Annotated in this window: 16 protein-coding genes; 12 read left to right on the top strand and 4 right to left on the bottom strand. The window is 61.0% G+C overall.

The window, feature by feature from the left end:
- The 9 genes from AC1D17_RS03635 (at window position 1) to AC1D17_RS03595 (ending at window position 14,397) form a co-directional block, all read left to right on the top strand.
- The gene (locus AC1D17_RS03635; RefSeq protein ID WP_477564062.1) at window positions 1-2,415 is read left to right on the top strand and encodes a circularly permuted type 2 ATP-grasp protein; all 2,415 of its coding nucleotides are present in this window, start codon (window positions 1-3) and stop codon (window positions 2,413-2,415) included.
- 37 nt (window positions 2,416-2,452) lie between these two features.
- A complete protein-coding gene (locus AC1D17_RS03630) occupies window positions 2,453-3,331 on the top strand; it encodes a transglutaminase family protein (RefSeq protein WP_477564061.1) in 879 nt (292 codons plus the stop codon).
- A gap of 249 nt (window positions 3,332-3,580) precedes the next feature.
- Window positions 3,581-4,744, top strand: a complete 1,164-nt coding sequence (locus tag AC1D17_RS03625; RefSeq protein WP_477564060.1) for a VWA domain-containing protein — start codon at window positions 3,581-3,583, stop codon at window positions 4,742-4,744.
- A 223-nt stretch (window positions 4,745-4,967) separates the two neighbouring features.
- On the top strand, window positions 4,968-7,433 hold the full coding sequence (locus AC1D17_RS03620) for a glycogen/starch/alpha-glucan phosphorylase (protein WP_477564059.1): 2,466 nt from the start codon (window positions 4,968-4,970) through the stop codon (window positions 7,431-7,433).
- Window positions 7,430-9,640: a 1,4-alpha-glucan branching protein GlgB gene (glgB, locus tag AC1D17_RS03615; protein ID WP_477564058.1), complete on the top strand. Its 2,211-nt coding sequence runs from the start codon at window positions 7,430-7,432 to the stop codon at window positions 9,638-9,640. Before AC1D17_RS03620 ends, glgB begins: the two co-directional genes overlap by 4 nt.
- A gap of 123 nt (window positions 9,641-9,763) precedes the next feature.
- Window positions 9,764-11,023: a glucose-1-phosphate adenylyltransferase gene (gene glgC / locus AC1D17_RS03610; RefSeq protein WP_477564057.1), complete on the top strand. Its 1,260-nt coding sequence runs from the start codon at window positions 9,764-9,766 to the stop codon at window positions 11,021-11,023.
- Window positions 11,024-11,025: 2 nt separating this feature from the next.
- A complete protein-coding gene (gene glgA, locus AC1D17_RS03605) occupies window positions 11,026-12,465 on the top strand; it encodes a glycogen synthase GlgA (protein ID WP_477564056.1) in 1,440 nt (479 codons plus the stop codon).
- 5 nt (window positions 12,466-12,470) lie between these two features.
- Complete coding sequence (locus AC1D17_RS03600) at window positions 12,471-14,099, top strand: alpha-D-glucose phosphate-specific phosphoglucomutase (protein ID WP_477564055.1); 1,629 nt, start codon at window positions 12,471-12,473, stop codon at window positions 14,097-14,099.
- An 88-nt stretch (window positions 14,100-14,187) separates the two neighbouring features.
- Window positions 14,188-14,397 (top strand): hypothetical protein, encoded by a 210-nt coding sequence (locus AC1D17_RS03595; protein ID WP_477564054.1) that lies wholly within the window; start codon window positions 14,188-14,190, stop codon window positions 14,395-14,397.
- Between the two features lie 11 nt (window positions 14,398-14,408).
- Here AC1D17_RS03595 and AC1D17_RS03590 read toward each other — a convergent pair whose 3' ends face one another.
- Window positions 14,409-15,320 carry an aldo/keto reductase gene (locus tag AC1D17_RS03590; RefSeq protein WP_477564053.1) on the bottom strand — a complete coding sequence of 304 codons (912 nt, stop codon included), beginning with the start codon at window positions 15,318-15,320 and terminating at the stop codon, window positions 14,409-14,411.
- Window positions 15,321-15,563: 243 nt separating this feature from the next.
- Here AC1D17_RS03590 and glgX point away from each other — a divergent pair, with 243 nt between their 5' ends.
- The 3 genes from glgX to AC1D17_RS03575 all read left to right on the top strand — a co-directional run bounded on the left by glgX (window position 15,564) and on the right by AC1D17_RS03575 (window position 18,684).
- Entirely contained in the window at window positions 15,564-17,534 is a 1,971-nt protein-coding gene (gene glgX / locus AC1D17_RS03585; RefSeq protein WP_477564052.1) for a glycogen debranching protein GlgX, read from the top strand.
- Window positions 17,535-17,618: 84 nt separating this feature from the next.
- Window positions 17,619-18,107 (top strand): MaoC family dehydratase, encoded by a 489-nt coding sequence (locus AC1D17_RS03580; RefSeq protein ID WP_264220148.1) that lies wholly within the window; start codon window positions 17,619-17,621, stop codon window positions 18,105-18,107.
- Entirely contained in the window at window positions 18,100-18,684 is a 585-nt protein-coding gene (locus AC1D17_RS03575; protein WP_477564051.1) for a hypothetical protein, read from the top strand. The genes AC1D17_RS03580 and AC1D17_RS03575 overlap by 8 nt, the downstream gene beginning before the upstream one ends.
- Window positions 18,685-18,708: 24 nt before the next feature.
- On the opposite strand, the gene AC1D17_RS03570 is transcribed toward AC1D17_RS03575, so the two are convergent.
- Genes AC1D17_RS03570 through AC1D17_RS03560 form a run of 3 tightly spaced genes read right to left on the bottom strand, consistent with a single transcriptional unit; the run spans window position 18,709 to window position 22,593 of the window.
- Window positions 18,709-19,266 carry a sarcosine oxidase subunit gamma gene (locus tag AC1D17_RS03570; RefSeq protein ID WP_477564050.1) on the bottom strand — a complete coding sequence of 186 codons (558 nt, stop codon included), beginning with the start codon at window positions 19,264-19,266 and terminating at the stop codon, window positions 18,709-18,711.
- Window positions 19,259-22,252, bottom strand: a complete 2,994-nt coding sequence (locus AC1D17_RS03565) for a sarcosine oxidase subunit alpha (protein WP_477564049.1) — start codon at window positions 22,250-22,252, stop codon at window positions 19,259-19,261. The genes AC1D17_RS03570 and AC1D17_RS03565 overlap by 8 nt, the downstream gene beginning before the upstream one ends.
- Window positions 22,249-22,593 carry a sarcosine oxidase subunit delta gene (locus AC1D17_RS03560; protein WP_477564048.1) on the bottom strand — a complete coding sequence of 115 codons (345 nt, stop codon included), beginning with the start codon at window positions 22,591-22,593 and terminating at the stop codon, window positions 22,249-22,251. Before AC1D17_RS03560 ends, AC1D17_RS03565 begins: the two co-directional genes overlap by 4 nt.
- Between the last annotated feature and the right edge of the window lie 3 nt (window positions 22,594-22,596).

The raw sequence follows: 22,596 nt of genomic DNA, 5'->3' as shown, positions 1-22,596 counted from the left end.
ATGTCAAAGAAGCAGACGGCACAGGTGAAACGCAGCGAGGACCGGATCGGCGACGATCCGGTCTTCGGTTATCGCGCGCTCCCCGGTATTGCCGATGAAATGCTCGATACGCATGGCAATGTCCGGCCGGTCTGGCGGCACTTTCTCTCCTCCATCGGCCGCATGGACGAGACCGAGCTTTCCAACCGCTTCGCCCGCGCCGACCGCTATCTGCGCGATGCCGGCGTGTTCTACCGGGCCTATGGCACCAAGGAGAATTCGGAGCGCAACTGGCCTCTTTCCCATGTACCGGTTCTGATCGACGACACCGAATGGCAGGCCGTCTCGAAAGGCCTCATCCAGCGCGCCGAATTGCTTGAGCACATCGCCGCCGACATTTACGGCCCCAACCGGCTGGTCGCCGAAGGTTTCCTGCCGCCGTCGCTGGTTGCGTCCAATCCGGAATTCCTGCGCCCGATGGTCGGCGTCATGCCTGCCGACGGTCATTTCCTGCATTTCTGCTCCTTCGAAATCGGCCGTGGTCCGGATGGCAATTGGTGGGTGCTGTCGGACCGTACCGAGGCACCGTCAGGGGCCGGTTTTGCGCTGGAAAACCGCGTCGCCACCACCCGTGCCTTCTCCGATCTCTATGCCGAAACCCATGTCCATCGCCTCGCCGGCTTCTTCGGCGCCTTCCGCGACGAGTTGCAATCGCGCAAGAAGCAGCCTGACGATCGCATCGCCGTCCTGACGCCGGGCGTTGCCAACGAGACCTATTTCGAACATGCCTATATCGCCCGCTATCTCGGCTTCATGCTGCTTGAAGGCGAAGACCTGACCGTTGTCGATGGCCGCGTCATGGTCCGAACCGTGGCTGGCCTGAAGCCCGTCGGCGTCCTCTGGCGCCGTCTCGATGCCGCTTTTGCCGATCCCTTGGAACTGAATCAGAGCTCGCATATCGGCACCCCCGGCATTGTCGAGGCGCTGCGTTCCGGCTCGCTCTCCATCGTCAATTCGCTCGGCTCCGGCATTCTCGAAACCCGCGCCTTCCTCGCCTTCATGCCGACCATCTGCCGCCGTTTGCTCGGCGAAGACCCTGTCTTGCCAAGCATCGCCACCTGGTGGTGCGGTCAACAGCCGGAACGCGATCAGGTCGCCCAAAATATCGAGAAAATGGTCATCGGCCCAGCCTATTCCACGAGGCCCTTCTTCGACGATAACGGCCTATCCGTGCTCGGCTCGTCATTGCGCGATACGGCAAGGACATCGGTGGCCGACTGGCTGCAGACCGAAGGCCCAAAACTCGTCGGGCAGGAAGTCGTCACCCTTTCGACCACGCCCGCCTGGATCAACGGCAAGCTGACGCCGCGGCCGATGAGCCTGCGCGTCTATGTCGCCCGCACCCGCGACGGCTGGCAGGTCATGCCGGGCGGATTTGCCCGCATCGGTTCCGGCGCCGATGCCGCCGCCATCGCTATGCAGGCCGGTGGGTCTGCCGCAGACGTCTGGATCGTCAGCCAGAAGCCTGTCGAGCAGATGACGCTTCTGCCGGCCGAGGAAAGCTTCATCCGCATCATGCCCGGCAGCCTGCCGAGCCGGGCGGCCGACAATCTCTTCTGGCTCGGCCGTTATATCGAGCGGGCCGAAGGCGCGCTGCGCATCCTGCGCGCCTGGCACGGCCGCTTTGCCGAAACCGCCAATACCGAAATGCCGCTGCTGAAGGATATCACCGACTATCTGGCCGTGCTCGACATCGATACCAGACAGCCGGTTCCCGACAGCCTGATGGCCAATATCAACAGCGCCCTTTTTTCCGCCAGCAATATCCGCGACCGCTTTTCCGCCGATGGCTGGCTGGCGCTCAACGATCTCGCCAAGACCGCGCGCAAATTCCAGTCGACAGTCCAGGCCGGCGACGATGCCACCCATGCGATGACGGTGCTCTTGCGCAAGCTCGCAGGCTTTGCCGGTCTCGTCCATGAAAACATGTACCGCTTCACCGGCTGGCGGTTTCTCTCGATCGGCCGTTACCTCGAACGCGGCCTGCACATGACCAGGCTGCTCGGCCATCTGTCCGGCGAGGACGCGCCGGATGGCGCCTATGACATGCTCCTGGAAATCGGCGACAGCGTCATGACCCATCGCCGCCGCTACAATGTCAACACGGCCTCGCTGACGGTCACCGACCTTCTGGCGCTCGACCCGCTCAACCCGCGCTCGATCCTCTACCAGCTGAACGAGATCAAGACGGAGGTCGAGCAACTGCCGAACGCCTATCGCAACGGCCAGATGTCGCCCTTCTATCGCGAAGCGATGCGGCTGCACGCCGGCCTTGCCGTCATGACACCCGAAGCGATGAACTCCGCTGTTTACAACAATCTGGAACAGGAACTCGGACGCTTCTCCGACATCCTCGCGCAAACCTATCTTGGATAGGATATGACACACCTCTTGCGCCGAAACTGAGAGTTCCATGCTCTACGACATCAACCTGCGGATCACCTACACCTACGAAGTCCCGGTTTCCGGCGGCCGGCATGTCGTGCGCGTCCTGCCCCCGTCGCTTCCCGATCGCCAGCGCCTCATTGCCGGCACCGTTACCTGCACACCAGCGCCCGAGGAACGGCGCGACAGCGTCGATTTCTTCGCCAATCCCTCGACCTCGATCCTGTTTCGCAAGCAACATGAAAAGCTGGTGATCCGCATGCAGGCCCGCGTCCAGCTTGAAGCCCAGCTGCTGACCGCCGATTTTTCGCCGGGCCTTGCCGGCGTTCCCGCCGAGCTTGCCAATGTCTGGTCGCTCGACGCCAATTCGCCGCATCATTTCCTCGGTGCAAGCCCCCGCCTTCCCGAAGACCCGGCGATATCGGCCTATGCCCGTGGCATCGCCAGGCCGGGCATGACGATCCGCCAGATCGCCACCGCTATTTGCGCTCAGATCCACAAGGACTTCGTCTACGATCCGAAGGCGACCACCGTCGATACCACGCCGCGCGAGGCCTTCACGCTGAAACGCGGCGTCTGCCAGGATTTCACCCATGTGATGATCATTGCCTTGCGCAGCCTTGGCATCCCCGCCGGCTATGTCAGCGGTTTCCTCAGAACCATCCCGCCGCCGGGCAAGGAGCGTCTGGAAGGGGCCGATGCCATGCATGCCTGGGTCCGTTTCTGGTGCGGAAACACCTCCGGCTGGCTCGAACTCGACCCGACCAACAATATTTTTGCCGGATTGGATCATATCGTCGTCGGCCATGGCCGCGACTACAGCGACGTCGCCCCTGTCATCGGTGTCCTGAAAAGCTACGGTTCGCACAAGACCGAGCAGGCTGTGGACGTCATTCCGCTGCAATGACCCGGAACGGGAAAGCCCGCCGTGTCTTTTTCGCACACCTAAAACAGGATGAACCGCCTGCCTTCGCGGGGCAATTAGAATTGTACTTAATTGCAACCCATAAGCTGAACGGGTTCGTAATGCTTACGGAATAGAAACCGCTCCATCAAAAGATGGCAACCTCTGTTTCGAGTGGCGAAAATGATAAAGCGATCGAAATTCCTTCAGTCCTGTTCAAATTTCATCAGCGACCGCGGCGGCAATTTTGCCATGATGGGAGCACTGGTAATTCCGGTCCTGTTCGCTGCGGGCGGCGTCGCCATCGACATGGCAAACATGATGGTGGCCAAGAACCAGCTGCAGGACGCAACGGACACGGCAGCCCTTGCCGCATCGTCCGCGCTCATCAATGAAGGAATGAGCATCGAAAATGCAACGAAACTCGCCCAGGATTTTCTGAAGTCCCAATTGAAAAACTCCCGGACGGCCGACATGACCCCCGAGGAGCTTGCTGCCTTCGACGCGGCATTTATCAACAACACCAAGATCAACATTGTTGAAAAGCAGGCGACCAACACCGTCGGCAACAGCAAGGCCTATACCGTCGATATATCGTCGAACTACAAACTTCCGCTCAACCCTCTGACCCGGCTTCTCGGCCAGGAGACCGCCCAAATCAGCGCGGTCAGCAAGTCCCTGAGTTCTTCGGAAACGAAGAATGCATTGTCGATGTTCCTGGTGCTGGACCGTTCCGGCTCCATGGCCGAAGACACGGCGACCGTCGATAAGGACAATCCAACCAAGGTTGAAAATTACGACTGCGGTAAAAAGCGGAAATGCCAGCGCGATGTTCCCAACTACACCACCAAGATCGAAGCGCTGAAGGACGCCACCGAAAGCCTGACCACCTATTTGAAGACCGCCGACCCAAGCAACTCACTGGTGAGAACCGGCGCAGTTTCCTACAACGCCTCGATGCAGACACAGACCGACCTGGTATGGGGTACCGATAGCGTCATGACCTACGTCAATGCGCTTACGGCAACCGGCGGCACGGATTCCGGTAGCGCCTTCAAGACCGCTTACCAGAAGCTGGTCCTGAAAAAAAATGAAACGGAAATGGTCGAGAACGCCGCCCACTTTGTCAAAAACAAGCAGGTCCCGACAAAATATATCGTCTTCATGACGGACGGTGACAATAACTACACGTCGGCCGACACCGAGACGAAAAAATGGTGTGACGATGCCAGAACAGCCAACATTCAGGTCTTTACGGTTGCCTTCATGGCGCCTTCGCGCGGTCAGGCACTGCTGAGCTACTGCGCGACCACAACCGGGCACTACTTCGCGGCCGAGAATGCGGACCAGTTGAACGCCGCGTTCAAATATATCGGCGAAAAAGCCTCGGCAATGACCGTTCGCCTGACGCAGTAGCCGCTTTCCCGCGACAACCGAAAACCCGTTCCGAGACATCGGGGCGGGTTTTTTCGTCTCATTCGGCAATTCGCAAGCCGTTTCGAAGCCACCCTCTCCTGCAATTTTCATCTTATTGAAAACGCTATTGCAAGCGCTTCGTATCGGTGCATAAATCGCTCATATGCCCCGTTGGTGTTCGCCTCCGGTCTCCCAAACCGCAAGCAGAGGGTAAGCCTTTTTCATGATCGATCGTTTGTCCAACGAAAAGATTCCGAGCGCTGCTCCCCGCGCCTCGAGCTCTGAAGTCCTCGCCCAGGAAATCATCGAACGTCTCACCTATCGTATCGGCAAGGACCCAAAGGTCGCCAAGCCGCATGACTGGCTGACGGCTGCCATCCTGGTCGTGCGCGACCGCATCACCGACAACTGGATGGAATCGACCCGCAAGACCTACGCCACCGATGCCAAGCGCGTGTACTACCTGTCGCTCGAATTCCTCATCGGCCGCCTCATGCGTGATGCCGTCACCAATATCGGCCTGATGGACGAATTGCGTGAAGCGCTTGCCTCCTTCGGCGTCGATCTCGATGTGATTGCGACGCTTGAGCCGGATGCGGCTCTTGGCAATGGCGGCCTCGGGCGTCTTGCTGCCTGTTTCATGGAGAGCATGGCAACCGTCGATATCCCCGCCTATGGCTACGGCATCCGCTACGTCCACGGCCTGTTCCGCCAGCAGATGGCCGATGGCTGGCAGGTGGAGCTTCCGGAAACCTGGCTTGCCCACGGCAATCCGTGGGAGTTCGAACGCCGTGAAAGCTCCTACGAAATCGGCTTCGGCGGTTCGGTTGAAACTGTCAACGTCGATGAGGAAGTCACCCGCTACGTCTGGAAGCCGGCCGAGCGCGTTATCGCCACCGCTTGCGATACGCCTGTCGTCGGGTGGCGCGCCAAGCGCGTCAACACGCTGCGCCTGTGGACCGCACACCCGATCGATCCGATCCTGCTCGACGCCTTCAATGCCGGCGACCACATTGGCGCGCTGCGTGAAAGCAACAAGGCCGAAAGCCTTGCCCGCGTGCTTTATCCGGCCGATGCGACGCCTGCTGGTCAGGAATTGCGCCTGCGCCAGGAGTTCTTCTTCTCGTCGGCCTCGCTGCAGGACATCCTGCGCCGTCATCTGCAGCAATATCCGGATTTCACCTCGCTCGCCGACAAGGTGGCGATCCAGCTTAACGATACCCATCCCGCCGTCTCCGTCGCCGAACTGGTCCGCCTCCTGACAGACGTTCACGGCATGGATTTCGAGGCCGCCTGGGATATCGCCCGTCACACGTTCTCCTACACCAACCACACGCTTCTGCCGGAAGCCTTGGAAACCTGGCCGGTGCCGCTGTTCGAGCGACTTTTGCCGCGCCATATGCAGATCGTCTATGCGATCAACGCCAAGATCCTGCTCGAGGCCCGCAAGCAGAAGGCCCATACCGATCAGGAAGTCCGCAATATTTCGCTGATCGACGAGAGCGGCGACCGGCGCGTGCGCATGGGCAACCTTGCCTTTGTCGGTTCCCACTCGATCAACGGCGTGTCGGCCCTGCACACCGAGCTGATGAAGGAAACGGTGTTTGCCGACCTGCACCGGCTTTATCCTGAGCGCATCAACAACAAGACCAACGGCATCACGCCGCGCCGCTGGCTGATGCAGTGCAACCCCGAACTAGTCACGCTGATCCGCGATGCGATCGGCGATGAGTTCATGGACAATACGGAAGCCCTGCAGGCGCTGGATCCCTTCGCTGACAAGCCGGATTTCCAGGAAAAATTTGCCGGGATCAAGCGCGCCAACAAGGTCAAGCTTGCCCAGCTGGTACAGAGCCGCATGGGCATCCGGCTCGACCCGTCGGCGATGTTCGACATCCAGATCAAGCGTATCCACGAATACAAGCGTCAGCTCCTCAACATCATCGAGGCGATCTCGCTCTACGACCAGATCCGCTCGCATCCGGAGCTGGACTGGGTACCGCGTGTCAAATTGTTCGCCGGCAAGGCGGCGCCGAGCTATCACAATGCCAAGCTGATCATCAAGCTGGCCAATGACGTAGCCAGGGTCATCAACAATGACCCGTCGGTGCGCGGCCTTTTGAAGATCGTTTTCATTCCCAATTACAATGTCTCGCTGGCCGAGATCATGGTGCCGGCCGCCGACCTGTCGGAACAGATTTCGACCGCCGGCATGGAAGCGTCTGGAACCGGGAACATGAAGTTCGCGTTGAACGGTGCGCTGACCATTGGAACGTTGGACGGCGCCAATGTCGAAATGCGTGACTGGGTCGGTGAGGAGAACATCAAGATCTTCGGGATGACGGCGAACGAAGTCGCCAAGGTGCGCGCCGAGGGTCACAATCCCCGTGCCATCATCGAGCAATCGCGGGAACTGTCGCAGGCCCTCAATGCGATTTCCTCCGGCGTGTTCTCCCCCGATGACCGCAACCGCTTCACCGGCCTGATCGACGGCATCTACAATCACGACTGGTTCATGGTGGCGGCCGATTTCGATGCCTATGCCAAGGCGCAGCGTGAGGTAGACGCAATCTGGACGGACACGGCCAGCTGGTATTCCAAGACCATCCGCAACACCGCGCGCATGGGCTGGTTCTCCTCTGACCGTACAATCCGGCAATATGCCGGGGAAATTTGGAGAGCCGGATGACATCAGTGCCGAAAGACGCCACGCCTGCCGTTGCGCCAGCCAGTCTGTCGGCGGAAGAGATTGCGGCGATCCTCGCTGGCACTCATGCAAATCCGTTCGCCGCCCTCGGCGTCCATCCGGCGGGAAAGGAGTTCGTCGCCCGCTGTTTCATCCCCGGCGCCGAAGCTGTGACCGCCGAAACACTGGCCGGCAAGGAGATCGGCACACTGACACGGCGTGACGATGCCGGTTTCTTCGAAGGCCAGATCGCCGTCAAGAAGATCCAGCCGGTCCGCTACCGCGCCCGCAATGGCGGCGGCGAATGGGCCGTCACCGATCCCTACAGCTTCGGCCCGGTGCTTGGGCCGATGGATGATTACTACATCCGCGAAGGCTCTCATTTGCGGCTGTTCGACAAGATGGGCGCGCATCCGATCAGGCATGACGGCGCCGATGGCTTTCATTTCGCCGTCTGGGCACCGAACGCCAAGCGCGTCTCGGTCGTCGGCGATTTCAACGACTGGGACGGCCGCCGCCATGTCATGCGGCTGCGCCAGGACACCGGCATCTGGGAAATCTTCGTGCCCGACGTCCAATCCGGCGCGATCTACAAATACGAGATCGTCGGCAAGAACGGCGAACTGCTGCCCCTGAAGGCCGATCCCTTTGCCCGCCGCTCGGAACTGCGACCGCAGAATGCGTCGATGACGACGGGAGAGATCGAGCAGGTCTGGCAGGACGAGGCACACCGTGCGCATTGGGCCGGCGTCGATGCGCGGCGACAGCCGATTTCGATCTACGAGGTTCACGCCGCCTCCTGGCGGCGCCGCGACAATGGCGACATGCTGACCTGGGACGAACTGGCGGAACGCCTGATCCCCTACTGCATCGACATGGGCTTCACCCATATCGAATTCCTGCCGATTACCGAATATCCCTATGATCCGTCCTGGGGATACCAGACCACGGGCCTCTACGCGCCAACCGCCCGCTTCGGCGAACCGGAAGGTTTTGCCCGCTTCGTCAACGGCGCCCACAAAGTCGGTCTCGGCGTTATTCTGGATTGGGTGCCTGCGCATTTCCCGACCGATGCCCACGGCCTTCGCTGGTTCGACGGCACCGCGTTATACGAGCATGAGGACCCGCGTCAGGGCTACCATCCCGATTGGAACACCGCGATCTACAATTTCGGCCGCGCCGAGGTGTTTTCCTACCTCGTCAACAATGCGCTCTACTGGGCTGAAAAATTCCATCTGGACGGTTTACGGGTCGATGCGGTCGCCTCGATGCTCTATCTCGACTATTCGCGCAAGCACGGCGAATGGGTGCCGAACGAGTACGGCGGCAACGAGAACCTCGATACCGTCCGCTTCCTGCAGACGATGAACAAGCAAGTCTACGGCAGCCATCCCGGCATCATCACCATTGCCGAGGAATCCACCTCCTGGCCGAAGGTTTCCGCTCCTGTCCATGCTGGCGGCCTCGGCTTCGGCTTCAAGTGGAACATGGGCTTCATGCATGACACGCTGCAATATCTGCAGCGCGAGCCGATCCATCGCAAGCACCACCACAACGACCTGACCTTCGGCCTGCTCTACGCGTTCAGCGAAAATTTCGTGCTGCCGCTTTCCCATGACGAGGTCGTGCACGGCAAGGGTTCGCTGATTGCCAAGATGGCCGGCGACGACTGGCAGAAATTCGCCAACCTCAGAGCCTATTACGGCTTCATGTGGGGTTATCCGGGCAAGAAGCTCTTGTTCATGGGCCAGGAATTCGCCCAGTGGCAGGAATGGGCGGAAGACCGGTCGCTCGATTGGAACCTGCTCGAATATCCTCTTCACGAAGGCATGCGCCGGCTGGTGCGGGACCTAAACGGTACCTACCGCAACAAGGCGGCATTGCATGCGCGCGACTGCGAGGGCGACGGCTTCGAATGGCTGATCGCCGATGACCGCGAGAATTCGGTCTTTGCCTGGCTGCGCAAGGCGCCGGGCGAAAAAACCATTGCCGTCATCAGCAACTTCACCCCGGTCTACCGGGAAAACTACACGATACCGCTGCCGGTGGAAGGGCGGTGGAAGGAAATCCTCAACAGCGACGCCGAGATCTACGGCGGCAGCGGCAAAGGCAACGGAGGAGCCGTTCAGGCAAAGAAAAACAGTGCAGGCATCACGACCGCCACCATCACCTTGCCGCCCCTGGCGACATTGATGCTGGAGCAGGATTAGCGCACGGCAAGGCGGGCTCCCAAGACCTGCCAAAGTCGTGCGTCAGAAGAATATTGGAGAGGACACAGTTCCGAACGAGCGGCCATAGCGCTCCGGGGAACCATACTATCGGGAGGAAATTCAATGGAAAAACGCACCCAGCCCCTCGCCCGTGATGCAATGGCCTATGTCCTTGCCGGCGGCCGCGGCAGCCGCCTGAAGGAACTGACCGATCGCCGCGCCAAGCCCGCGGTCTATTTCGGCGGCAAGGCCCGCATCATCGATTTCGCGCTCTCCAACGCGCTGAACTCGGGCATCCGCCGCATCGGCGTCGCGACGCAATACAAGGCGCATTCGCTGATCCGCCACTTGCAGCGCGGCTGGAACTTCCTGCGTCCCGAGCGAAACGAAAGCTTCGATATCCTGCCCGCCTCCCAGCGCGTCTCCGAGACCCAGTGGTACGAAGGCACCGCCGACGCCGTCTATCAGAACATCGACATTATCGAGGATCACGGCGTCGAATACATGGTCATCCTGGCCGGCGACCATGTCTACAAGATGGACTATGAGCTCATGCTGCAGCAGCATGTCGATTCCGGTGCCGACGTCACCATCGGCTGCCTGGAAGTGCCGCGCATGGAAGCGACCGGCTTCGGCGTCATGCATGTCGATGAAAAGGACCAGATCATCGCCTTCGTCGAAAAGCCTGCCGACCCGCCGGGCATCCCCGGCAATCCGGAGATGGCGCTGGCCTCGATGGGCATCTACGTTTTCCACACCAAGTTCCTGATGGATGTGCTCCGCCGCGACGCCGCCGATCCGTCCTCCTCGCGTGACTTCGGCAAGGACATCATCCCCTATATCGTCCAGCATGGCAAAGCCGTCGCCCACCGCTTCAACCGGTCCTGCGTTCGTTCCGATTTCGAGCGCGAAGCCTACTGGCGCGATGTCGGCACGATCGACGCCTACTGGCAGGCCAATATCGACCTCACCCACGTCACGCCGGAACTCGACATCTACGACGGCACCTGGCCGATCTGGACGTTCGCCGAGATCAAGCCGCCGGCAAAATTCGTCCATGACGACGAAGATCGCCGCGGGTCGGCCACCTCCTCGCTCGTTTCCGGCGATTGCATCATTTCCGGCGCTTCGCTCAACCGCTCCATGCTGTTTACCGGCGTGCGGGTAAATTCCTATTCCCGCCTCGATGGCGCCGTCATCCTGCCGAACGTCAGGATCGGCCGGCATACGCAGCTGAGCAATGTCGTCATCGACAGCCGCGTCGTCATCCCGGAAGGCCTCGTCGTCGGCGAAGACCCGGAATTCGATGCCAAACGCTTCCGCCGTTCGGAAAACGGCGTGTGCCTGATCACCCAGACGATGATCGACAAGCTGGGCATGTGAGAATGGAGGTTCTGTCCGTCGCATCGGAAGTCTTTCCGCTGATCAAGACAGGGGGCCTCGCCGATGTGGCGGGCGCCTTGCCGGCGGCCCTGAAACCGCACGGCGTCCGCATGCGCACCCTCATGCCCGGCTATCCCGGCGTGATGCAGAAGATCAAGAAGCCGCAGAAGATCGGCGGCTTCGACAATCTCTTCGGTAACCCCGCCTCGATCCTTGCCGTCGAACACGAGGGGCTCGACCTTCTCGTGCTCGACGTACCGGAACTGTTCGATCGTGACGGCGGCCCCTATGTCGACAAAGCGGGGCTGGACTACACCGACAACTTCCGCCGCTTCGCAGCCCTGTCCTTGACGGCCGCCGAGATCGCCGGCGGGCTTCTGCCGAGCTGGAAACCGGATCTCGTCCATGTCCATGACTGGCAGGCGGCGCTGACACCGGTCTACATGCGCTTCGGCGCGGCGCATGCGACCCCGACAGTACTGACTATCCACAACATCGCCTTCCAGGGGCAGTTCGGCCCGGATATCTTTCCGGAGCTGGCTTTGCCGCCGGAAGCCTTTTCGATGAGCTATGTCGAATATTTCGGCGATGTCGGCTTCCTCAAGGGCGGTCTGCAGGCAGCGAGTGTCATCACCACCGTCAGCCCGTCCTATGCCCAGGAAATCCTCACCCCCGAATTCGGCATGGGCCTCGACGGCCTGCTGACGGCCCGCCTGTCCAGCCTGCACGGCATCGTCAACGGCATCGATGCCGATGTCTGGGATCCGCAGACGGACAAGTACGTCACCGAAAACTACGGGGCGAGCTCGCTGAAGAAGCGCGAGGTCAACCGCAAGGCGCTGTCGGCCCAATTCGGCTTCGACAATGCGCCCGGCCCGATCTTCTGCGTCGTCAGCCGTTTGACCTGGCAGAAGGGCATGGACGTGCTCGCAGAGGTGATCGACGACATCGTCCACAATGGCGGCAAGCTGGCCGTGCTCGGCTCCGGCGATCCGTCGCTCGAAAGCGCCTTCATCGCTGCCGCTGCCCGCCATCCCGGCCGCGTCGGCATGGTGATCGGCTATAACGAACCCTTATCACACCTGATGCAGGCAGGCAGCGACGCCATCCTCATCCCGTCGCGCTTCGAGCCCTGCGGCCTCACCCAGCTCTACGGCCTGCGCTACGGCTGCGTGCCGATCGTTGCCCATACCGGCGGACTTGCCGATACGATCATCGACGCCAACGAGGCGGCTCTTGCTGCAAAAGTCGCTACCGGCTTCCAATTCTCGCCGGTTTCGGCTGCGAGTTTGCGTCAGGCGATTCGGCGCGCCTTTGCCATCTACCGGCAACCGAAAGTCTGGGCTCGCCTTCAGGCCCAGGGTATGAAATCAGACGTTTCCTGGGATATGAGCGCGCATCGGTATGCCGATCTCTATTCCAGTCTTCTTGCGAAAGGCTAAGACCCATGATCAGAACCGTTCAGACCACCCCCTATATGGACCAGAAGCCCGGGACTTCGGGCCTGCGCAAGAAGGTGCCGGTCTTCCAGCAGAAGAACTATGCCGAGAATTTCATTCAGTCGATTTTCAACAGTCTGGACGGCTTCAGGGGCGAAACCCTGGTGATCGGCGGCGACGGCCGCTACTACAATCGCGACGTCATTCAGATCGCCATCAAGATGGCCGCCGCCAACGGCTTCGGCCGCATCCTCGTCGGCCGTGGCGGCATCCTGTCGACACCGGCCGCCTCCAATGTCATCCGCAAGTACAAGGCCTTCGGCGGCATCGTGCTGTCGGCCAGCCACAATCCGGGCGGCCCGACCGAGGATTTCGGCATCAAGTACAATATCGGCAATGGCGGCCCGGCCCCTGAAAAAGTCACCGACGCCATCTATGCCGGCACCCGCACGATCGAGACCTACAAGATCGCCGAGGTCGCCGACATCAATCTCGATTTGGAAGGCAGCCAGGACGTCGCAGGCATGGAAGTCGTGGTGATCGATCCGGTCGCCGACTATGCCGAACTGATGGAAAAGCTGTTCGATTTCCGCGCAATCCGCAATCTGATCGGCGGCGGTTTCCGCATCGTCTTTGACGCCATGAGCGCCGTCACCGGCCCATATGCCAAGGAAATCCTCGAAAACCGGCTGGGTGCGGCCAAGGGCTCGGTGCTGAACTTCATTCCGCTGCCCGATTTCGGCGGCCACCATCCCGACCCGAACCTCGTCCATGCGCGCGCGCTTTACGAAGAAATGATGAGCGACGACGCCCCGGACTTTGGCGCTGCGTCCGATGGCGACGGCGACCGTAACCTGATCATCGGCAAGGGCATCTTCATCACCCCGTCCGATAGTCTTGCCATGCTCGCTGCCAATGCCAGCCTCGCGCCCGGCTATTCCAAGGGTCTTGCCGGCATCGCCCGCTCGATGCCGACCAGTGCCGCCGCCGACCGGGTCGCCGAAAAACTCGGCATCGGCATGTTCGAAACGCCGACCGGCTGGAAGTTCTTCGGCAACCTGATGGATGCCGGCCTCGTTACCATCTGCGGCGAGGAAAGTGCCGGCACCGGCTCCAACCACGTGCGCGAAAAAGATGGCCTCTGGGCGGTCCTGCTCTGGCTCAACATCCTCGCCGTGCGCATGGAAAGCGTCCAGGATATCGCCCGCCAGCATTGGACCACCTATGGCCGTAACTACTATTCCCGCCACGACTACGAAGAAGTCGATTCGGATGCGGCAAACGGCCTGGTGACGGCGCTGCGCGACCAGCTCGCCACCCTGCCGGGCAAGACCTTCGGCAAGCTCAAGGTCGCCGCCGCCGACGACTTCTCCTACAACGACCCGATCGACAAGTCGGTCAGCAACAACCAGGGCATCCGCATCCTGTTCCAAGGCGGCTCCCGCGTCGTCTTCCGCCTGTCGGGCACCGGCACCTCGGGGGCAACGCTGCGCGTCTATATCGAACGCTACGAGCCCGACGCCTCGCGCCACGACTTCGACACCCAGGAGGCCCTTGCCGACCTGATCGCGGTTGCCGACCAGATCGCCGGCATCAAGTCCCGCACCGGCCGCACCGAACCGACTGTCATTACCTGACCGAATGCTCTAAGGGAGGGCGTGGTGACTCGCTGCGCCCTCCCGATCCGGCTCAATGGTTGCCGGAGACACACAAGGAAACGCGACAATGACAGACGACGATCTTGTCGCCCTCTACAAGGCCGGTAAATTCAAGGAAGCACTTGCCGCCGCCATCGGCGAAAACGGCAAGTCCAAATCCACACCGACCCGCCTCGTCATGGACAAGCAGGCCGGCAAGCTGCGCTGCTATCGCGGCAACAAGCGCGTCGAGAAGGACGCCAACGGCGACTGGCAGCTGGTAAAGCTGCTCGGCTGAAGTAACCGGCCTTACGGCACCGGCCGCCCGCTCGCCACTTCCAGAACCTGAAACCAGTCCTGCAGATCAAACTCGATCTCCGTTGCCCGCGCCAGCGCCTGCACCCGCGCAGGATCGGTAGAGCCGATGATTGGCAGTGGTTTTGACGGCAAGCGCAGCAGCCACGCAAGCGCGACCGTTCCAGCACCAGGCACGCCATATTGGGTCGCAAGACTGGTCAACAGGTCGACGAGCTGCGGATTGCCTTTCTCCTTGTCGAACAGGCGCCCGCCACCCAGCGGCGACCAGGCCATCGGCGCGATCCCGTAATTGACGCATTCGTTCAGCGTCCCATCATAGAGCGGCGCGGTATGCGTAACCGAAAGCTCGATCTGGTTTGCCATTAGCGGAATGGGAAGCTTCGACTGCAACATTACAAATTGCGAGGGCGTATAGTTCGAAACACCCACAGCCCGCGTCTTGCCTTCGGCAACCAGCGCTTCCAAAACCTCGGCCACTTCGGCGGCATCCATCAGCGGGTCGGGCCGGTGCAGCAGAAGCAGATCGACATGATCGACCTTCAGATTGCGCAGCGAGTTTTCCAGCGACCGGCGGATATGAGTAGCCGTGCTGTTATAATGCTTGACGCGGTGCTCCGGCCGCGCCGGGCCGGTCAGCGCGATGCCGCATTTCGTCACCAGTTCGATCCGGTTGCGCAGATCAGGACGGCTGGCCAGCATCTCACCGAACAGCGCCTCGACGCGGTAACCGCCATAGATATCCGCATGATCGATTGTTGTGATCCCGGCATCGAGGCACATGTCGACCGTGCGGGCGATCGAGGCGACCGTGCTCGTTTCCGGGTTGTCTGCAATGCGAAAGGCGCCCCAGACCAGCCGCGAAAATTCCGGGCCGTCACGATGAATCTTGATGCGGGATGACATGATAAGGCACTCACTTGGCGGTTTTTCTGAAATGGGCGATGGCCAGTTCACGGCCGCAGTCCCTAACCTATAGAGGCCCGGGAAACCCGGCACAACGGTCGGACACGAAACCACCCTTGCCCCCTCAAGGGGAGGGTAGAAGATTACCGCTTGCAACACACCCGAAAGCAGAGACAAATCACTGTCAAACCAATCTGATACGAAACCGCCTGCGCCTCCCCCGCTCATCCCAAGGTGACCTCGATGCCGAACCCGCCCGCTTCCCTCCTCGGCGCCACGCTCAACGAAAGCGGCACGACGTTTTCGGTCCGGTCCGGCAGCGCTGGCAACATGGAGCTCTGCCTCTACGATGCGACCGGCAACCGCGAACTGCGCCGTCTGCCGATGCAGCGCGGCGAGGATGGCATCTATAGCCTGACCGTCGCGGATGCGCCCGCCGGCACCCGTTACGGTTTTCGCGCCTCAGGAACCTATGACCCCGGCCAGGGCCTCTGGTTCGATCCCGCCAAACTGCTTGTCGATCCCTACGCCCGCGAACTCGACCGCCCCTTTCGCCATGATCCCCGCCTGTCGACCTTCGGCGACGATACCGCCGATCTTGTCCCCAAGGCGATCGTGACCGAACCGCAGAGCGCGCAGCATCAAGCTCCGCTTTTCCGGACCGGCGGCCTGATCTACGAGGTCGCGGTGCGCCCCTTCACCATGCTGCATCCGAATGTGCCCGAAAACCAGCGCGGCACCGTCGCGGCACTCGCCCATCCCGCAGTCATCGCCCATCTGAAGCGCATCGGCGTCTCCGCCATTGAGCTGATGCCGATCACCGCCTGGATCGACGAGCGCCATCTGCCGCCGCTCGGTCTCTCCAACGGCTGGGGCTACAACCCCATCGCCTTCATGGCGCTCGACCCGCGTCTTGTCCCGGGCGGAATGACCGAGCTGCGCGAAACCGTTGCAGCGCTTCATGCCGAAGGCATCGGCACCATTCTCGATCTCGTCTTCAACCATTCCGGCGAAAGCGACCGCTTCGGCGCGACGCTTTCCATGCGCGGCCTCGACAACCACACCTATTACCGCTACGCCACCGGCCAATCCGGCGTATTGGTCAACGACACCGGCTGCGGCAACACCATCGCCTGCGATCATCCGGCTGTGCGCCAGCTCATCCTCGACAGCCTGCGCCACTTCGTCCTCTCCGCAGGCATCGACGGCTTCCGCTTCGATCTCGGCTCGATCCTCGGCCGCGACATCAACGGCTTCAGCAGCGATGCCGCCCTGCTCACCGAAATGCGCACCGATCCCGTCCTCAAAGACCGCTTGCTGATCGCCGAACCCTGGGATATCGGCCCCGGCGGCTACCAGCTCGGCAATTTCCCGGCCGACTTCCTCGAATGGAACGACCGGGCTCGCGATGACCTGCGCCGCACCTGGCGCGGCGACAGCCATACCATCGGCGACCTCGCGACGGCCTTGGCCGGTTCGTCCAGCATTTTTTCCCGCAATGGCGCTCAGCAGACCCGCAGCGTCAACTTCATCGCTGCCCATGACGGCTTCACGCTGATGGATCTCGTCTCCTATGCCGGCAAGCACAATGAGGCGAATGGCGAGGACAATCGCGACGGCCATAACGAAAACCATTCCTGGAACAATGGTGTTGAAGGCGCGACCGGCGACCCGCAGGTGCAGGCCTTCCGCCGCCGCGATGTCATGGCTCTGCTGTCCACTCTGTTTGCCACGCGCGGTGCAATCATGCTGACTGCCGGCGACGAGGGCGGCCGCAGCCAGCGCGGCAACAACAATGCCTATTGCCAGGACAACGCCATCACCTGGGTCGATTGGGCGGCGCTTGACGATACGCTGATTGCCCATACGGCAACACTGTCGCAAATCCGCACCCGTTTCGATGTTTTTAGTGAAACCGTGTTCTTCACCGGAAACGGCGATGTCGAGTGGCTGCGGTTCGACGGTCAGCCGATGACGGCCAGCGACTGGGAGGGCGCCACGACCGACCATCTGGTGATGCTGCTGTCAACCGGCGACGCTGTGCAGAACAGGCGCACCCGGCTTGCCGTCGCGATCAACCGAAGTCACGCTCCGCATCCGGTCCATCTGCCGGTCCGGCAGGGATACGGCTGGCAGAGCCTGCTTGCCTCGTCCAATGCCGGTATCGGCATGGCCGCCGCGCGAAGTGTCGGTTTCCACGTCGAAATTTTATGAGCCCAGACTACCCTGCCTGATTGCCGTTTTTCTCAAGAGAGGCATATAGAGACGCAGGGGGGATGTTTTTGATCGGAAAAGAGAATGCCGCAGGAAATTTCGCTGTCTGACGTCAAGGATCTGGTCGGCAAGGAGATCGGAATCTCCGACTGGATCACGGTGACGCAAAAGACCATCGACGGCTTTGCCGACGCCACCGATGATCACCAGTTCATCCACACCGACCCGGTCCGCGCCGCAGCCGAAACCCCTTTCGGCGGCACCATTGCGCACGGGTTCCTGTCGCTGTCTCTCCTCTCGGCGATGAACTACAATTGCCTGCCGCGGGTGCGCGAGCAGACGATGGGCATCAACTACGGTTTCGACAAGGTGCGTTTCATGACGCCGGTGAAAAGCGGCGCCAAGGTGCGCGGCCGCTTCACCATGGCCGAGGCCCGTTTCCGCGGCGCCGGCATGCTGATGGTCACCTACGACGTCACCGTCGATATCGAGGGCGAACGCAAGCCTGCCCTCACCGCCAACTGGCTGACCATCATCCAGTTCGACCCGAAGGACCGGCCGGCCGATGCCTGACGCGACACAACTGGGAAAAGATTACAATTTCTACATGGGATTAATAAAACAGCGACTAGTGCAATCTGAGAAAATATTAGCAAAGAAAGAGATATCTATTCTTGAAACCGAAACTATTGCACTTCAGATCAGGAAGATATGTGAGGCTTTAGCTTACGCCTGTCTTTTGGCGCTCAACTTCAAAGAGAATGGCGTCGTAAAAAAATATTTAAAAGAATACTCGGCAGATAAGATCATAAATTACGTTGTAAGAATCGATAGAAACTGTTTTCCAACACCCATCCATATAGAGATAAACCCAGAGACCAGATTTCATCAATCACGTCCTGTCGAGGGTCGAATCCCCACACCAGCGGAAATTTTTGAAGCCTACAGAAGCTGTCATCCGTTATTACACGAGTTCAAACACAACAATAATGTCACCGCAGAAAACAACCCAAAAGAAACACTAAGCAACGCCGTCACGATGCTCAAGGCACTGACAAAAGTTCACCAAGTGAAAATAGGCGATACTTTTGTCGTTGTAATAATGGGTGATTCAGAATCTGAACCACCCTTATGTTTCACAGCTGGGTGATCCTCATGGTTCCCAGCGTGACGATCAATTCCCCGCGTCCTCGGCAGCCTCATTCAGAAGCCCCGAAACGTAAGGCGCAAACGAACGCCAGCATTCGACCCGGAACGCATCCTCGGCTGTACGCAGAAGCACGATTTCGGCCTTGGCCAGAACGGTGCGCGAGCAGGCGCCGACCGGGAAGGCCGCCAGAGACAGATCCTGCGGGCACCCGCCGTTAACAGCCACTTCGGCACCGCGGCCCTTGACGAGGACGGCCGTGTTGCGATGGGAAATGTCGGTGGCCGAATGCAGCACATTGCTCGACGCCACAGCCGCCATCAGGTCGGCCTCGTTCTCATCGATAACAAGCCACTCGTCGGGGCCGAGCCACAGCGCATGGCGCCCGTTTAAGGAGGCCGATGTCTTCGCCTTCATCGGGAGCGACAGGCCAAGGGCGCCCGAAAGCGCCGAAACGGCATCAGGCTTGGCCCGTAGCGAAATCCGGGTTGCAGGCGTTGCAACGGAAAGCACTGCAGCAGCGGAACCGCCGTGGAAGCCGGACAACGGCAGAGTGCGGGTTGCCGCTTCAATCAGATCAGCCATTGATGCGGCCTCCTTCCTTGTCAAAGAACACCATGTCGCTCACCTCGACGGCAATCGTCTTGTCGGGCATCGGCACATAGAGCGTCTGCCCGATCTTCGCCTTGCCACCGGCAACCAGCGCCAGAGCAATGGAGCGGCCGCAGTTTTCCGACCAATAAGCCGAAGTCACATGCCCGATCATCGTCATCGGCAACGCCTGGTTCGGATCGGCAACAATCTGCGCGCCTTCTTCCAGCACCACGTTCGGATCCTTGGTCAAAAGACCAACGAGCTGCTTGCGGCCGTCAGCCACCAGGTCGGGACGGCGCAGGCCGCGAATGCCGACAAAGTCGGTCTTCTTCTTGCCGACAGCCCAGCCGAGCGACGCGTCGTCCGGGGTCACGGTACCGTCCGTATCCTGTCCGACGATGATATAGCCCTTTTCGGCGCGCAGGATATGCATCGCCTCGGTGCCATAGGCGCAAGCGCCAAGTGCTTCAGCCCGCTCATAGATCGCCGCCCAGACGGCCGGGCCGAAGTCGGCGGGCACGTTCACTTCGAAGCCGGTTTCGCCGGTGAAGGACATGCGGAACAACCGGGTCGGCACGCCACAGATCTTGCCTTCACGGACGCTCATATGCGGAAACGCCTCGTTCGAAAGATCGATGCCTTCGACCAGCGGCTCGATGATCTCGCGGGCCTTCGGTCCCTGTACCGCGATGACGGCCCACTGTTCGGTGGCAGAGGTCAGCCAGACGTTCAGATGCGGGAATTCGGTCTGCAGATAATCTTCCATGTGGTTCATGACGCGGGCAGCACCGCCGGTCGTCGTCGTCACGTGGAAGCGGTCCTCCGCCATGCGGCCGACGACCCCGTCGTCATAGACGAAACCATCCTCGCGCAGCATGATGCCATAGCGGCAGCGGCCGGGCTTCAGCGTGTCCCAGCTGTTGGTATAGATCAGGTTGAGGAACTGCGCCGCATCCGGGCCGACCACTTCGATCTTGCCGAGCGTCGAGGCGTCGAAGATGCCTGCGACGTCGCGCACGGTCTTGCATTCGCGGTTGACCGCCTGATGCATGTCCTCGCCGGCGCGCGGATAGTACCAGGCCCGCTTCCACTGGCCGACATCCTCGAACACCGCGCCCTGGGCTTCTTCCAGGGCATGCATCGGCGTCTTGCGGGTCGGGTCGAACAGCTCGCCGCGCGAATGGTTGATCAGCGTTCCGAAAGTTACCGGCGTATAGGGCGCGCGGAACGTCGTGAGGCCGACCTTCGGGATTTCGCGACCGAGCGTTTCGGCAGCGATCGCCAGACCGTGGATGTTGGACAGCTTGCCCTGATCGGTCGCCATGCCGTTCGTGGTGAAGCGCTTGATATGCTCGATCGAGTGCATGCCTTCGCGCACGGCAAGGCGGATATCCTTGGCGCAAACGTCGTTCTGGAAGTCGATGAAGGCCTTGACCGTCGTATCGGCACCGGCACCTTCGGCGGCTCCAGCCATCCCGCCGGTCCAGGAAAAGGCATTCACGCCCTGAAGGGCCACCTTTTCTGAGGCCGTGAAACCGGATGCATTCGACATCAGCTCGCCTGCCGCCAGCGATTCCTCGATGGTGGCCTGCAGGTCATTGGTGCCGTTGCAGGCGCCGACAGACAGGCAATCCTGCGCATAGGTTCCGGGCAGGAAGCGCTGCGTCTCGTTGTCGTAGGCGACCTTGCCGCGCGACTGGGAGAACATGTGCACCGACGGCGTCCACCCGGCCGACACCAGCAGCGCATCGATGGCGATCTTGCGAGCCGAACCGCCGCCATTGCGGGCAACCGACATGGACGAGACCCTGAGCTTGCCGCCGGTATCGACGACTGCATGACCAGCCAGAACTTCAATACCAAGCGAGCGTGCCTCGGCAAGAACCGCCTCGCCCGGCTTCTCGCGGCTGTCGACGATGGCGGCGACGGTGATGCCGGCGCGCTTCAGGTCGAAGGCGGCTTCGTAAGCCGAATCGTTGGCCGTATAGACGCCGATCTTCTTGCCGACGGTGACGCCGAAATGGTTCAGGAAGGTACGCGCCGCCGACGCCAGCATGATGCCGGGCCGGTCGTTGTTGGCGAACACCATATGGCGCTCGATAGCGCCGGTGGCGATGATGACGCGCTTGGCACGGACCTGCCAGAGGCGTTCGCGCGGCAGCTTCTTGTCAGGCTTGGCCAGGTGTTCGGTGACGCGCTCGTTGAGGCCGACGAAGTTTTGGGCGTAGTAGCCGAATGCCGTCGTGCGCGGCAAAACGGTAACGTTGTCCATTTTCGCCAGATTGGCGGCCGTCGCTTGCGCCCAGGTGAAGCCGTCCTGACCATCGATCGTGACGCTCTTGTCGTAATGCAGCGCACCGCCGGCTTCCGGCTGCTCGTCGCAGATGATGACGCGGGCACCGGTCTTGGCAGCGGCAAGTGCTGCAGACAGTCCGGCAACACCGGCGCCGATCACCAGCACGTCGCAATGGGCGTAGCGGCTGGAGTAATGGTCGGTATCGTCCTCGGTCGGCGAGACGCCGAGACCGGCAGCAGCCCGAATCTGCGGTTCATAGACATGCTTCCAGGCCTGCTTCGGCCACATGAAGGTCTTGTAGTAGAAGCCGGCCGCAAAGAACGGCGCCAGCAGATTGTTGACCGCGCCGACGTCGAAGGCGAGCGACGGCCAGCGGTTCTGCGAGATCACCTTCATGCCGTCGAACACGTCCTGCACGGTGGCGCGGACGTTCGGCTGCTTGCGGGCAGCATCTCGCTCGACGCCGATCAGAGCGTTCGGCTCTTCGGCACCGGCCGAGACGATGCCGCGCGGACGATGGTACTTGAAAGAACGTCCGACCAAGTGAACGCCGTTGGCAAGCAGCGCCGAGGCAACGGTATCGCCTTCAAGGGCCGCATAACTCTTGCCATCGAAGAAGAAACGGGCGGTTTTTGCAGGGGTGAGACGGCCTGCGCCGGGGATACGATTGGCGCCGCTCATTTCGCGTCCGACTCCGTGGCTTCATAGGTTTCGACAATGGCTTCCGTTGCCGGGCGCAGCGTGCTGAGATCGGGCTTCGGCAGACCGGCCTTGTAGGTCGTCAGGAACTTGTCGCTGACGGTATCGCGGGCCGCGTTGAAGAAACGGCCGCAGCCGTTCAGGTGCCGCCAGCGCTCATATGTCAGGCCCTTGACGTTGTCGCGCAGGAAGAAGAAGGCCTCGAACTCCTCGTCAGTCATCTCGGTCATGTTGGTGGGCCGGGCGATATGGGCGTCGCCGGCCTGGCGGAATTCGAGCTCGGAACGCTCTTCCTCGCAATAGGGGCAGTAGATCAGAAGCATGGT

The organism is Pararhizobium sp. P1_E7 (assembly GCF_056405855.1).
The sequence above is the reverse complement of the archived record's forward strand: the minus strand, read 5'-3'. Positions and strand labels throughout refer to the sequence as shown.

What these genes read in the sequence shown, in the direction of transcription:
- AC1D17_RS03635 (WP_477564062.1), top strand. Translation starts at nt 1, where the DNA reads ATGTCAAAGAAGCAGACGGCACAGGTGAAACGCAGCGAGGACCGGATC.
- AC1D17_RS03630 (WP_477564061.1), top strand. Translation starts at nt 2,453, where the DNA reads ATGCTCTACGACATCAACCTGCGGATCACCTACACCTACGAAGTCCCG.
- AC1D17_RS03625 (WP_477564060.1), top strand. Translation starts at nt 3,581, where the DNA reads ATGATGGGAGCACTGGTAATTCCGGTCCTGTTCGCTGCGGGCGGCGTC.
- AC1D17_RS03620 (WP_477564059.1), top strand. Translation starts at nt 4,968, where the DNA reads ATGATCGATCGTTTGTCCAACGAAAAGATTCCGAGCGCTGCTCCCCGC.
- glgB (WP_477564058.1), top strand. Translation starts at nt 7,430, where the DNA reads ATGACATCAGTGCCGAAAGACGCCACGCCTGCCGTTGCGCCAGCCAGT.
- glgC (WP_477564057.1), top strand. Translation starts at nt 9,764, where the DNA reads ATGGAAAAACGCACCCAGCCCCTCGCCCGTGATGCAATGGCCTATGTC.
- glgA (WP_477564056.1), top strand. Translation starts at nt 11,026, where the DNA reads ATGGAGGTTCTGTCCGTCGCATCGGAAGTCTTTCCGCTGATCAAGACA.
- AC1D17_RS03600 (WP_477564055.1), top strand. Translation starts at nt 12,471, where the DNA reads ATGATCAGAACCGTTCAGACCACCCCCTATATGGACCAGAAGCCCGGG.
- AC1D17_RS03595 (WP_477564054.1), top strand. Translation starts at nt 14,188, where the DNA reads ATGACAGACGACGATCTTGTCGCCCTCTACAAGGCCGGTAAATTCAAG.
- AC1D17_RS03590 (WP_477564053.1), bottom strand. Translation starts at nt 15,320, where the DNA reads ATGTCATCCCGCATCAAGATTCATCGTGACGGCCCGGAATTTTCGCGG.
- glgX (WP_477564052.1), top strand. Translation starts at nt 15,564, where the DNA reads ATGCCGAACCCGCCCGCTTCCCTCCTCGGCGCCACGCTCAACGAAAGC.
- AC1D17_RS03580 (WP_264220148.1), top strand. Translation starts at nt 17,619, where the DNA reads ATGCCGCAGGAAATTTCGCTGTCTGACGTCAAGGATCTGGTCGGCAAG.
- AC1D17_RS03575 (WP_477564051.1), top strand. Translation starts at nt 18,100, where the DNA reads ATGCCTGACGCGACACAACTGGGAAAAGATTACAATTTCTACATGGGA.
- AC1D17_RS03570 (WP_477564050.1), bottom strand. Translation starts at nt 19,266, where the DNA reads ATGGCTGATCTGATTGAAGCGGCAACCCGCACTCTGCCGTTGTCCGGC.
- AC1D17_RS03565 (WP_477564049.1), bottom strand. Translation starts at nt 22,252, where the DNA reads ATGAGCGGCGCCAATCGTATCCCCGGCGCAGGCCGTCTCACCCCTGCA.
- AC1D17_RS03560 (WP_477564048.1), bottom strand. Translation starts at nt 22,593, where the DNA reads ATGCTTCTGATCTACTGCCCCTATTGCGAGGAAGAGCGTTCCGAGCTC.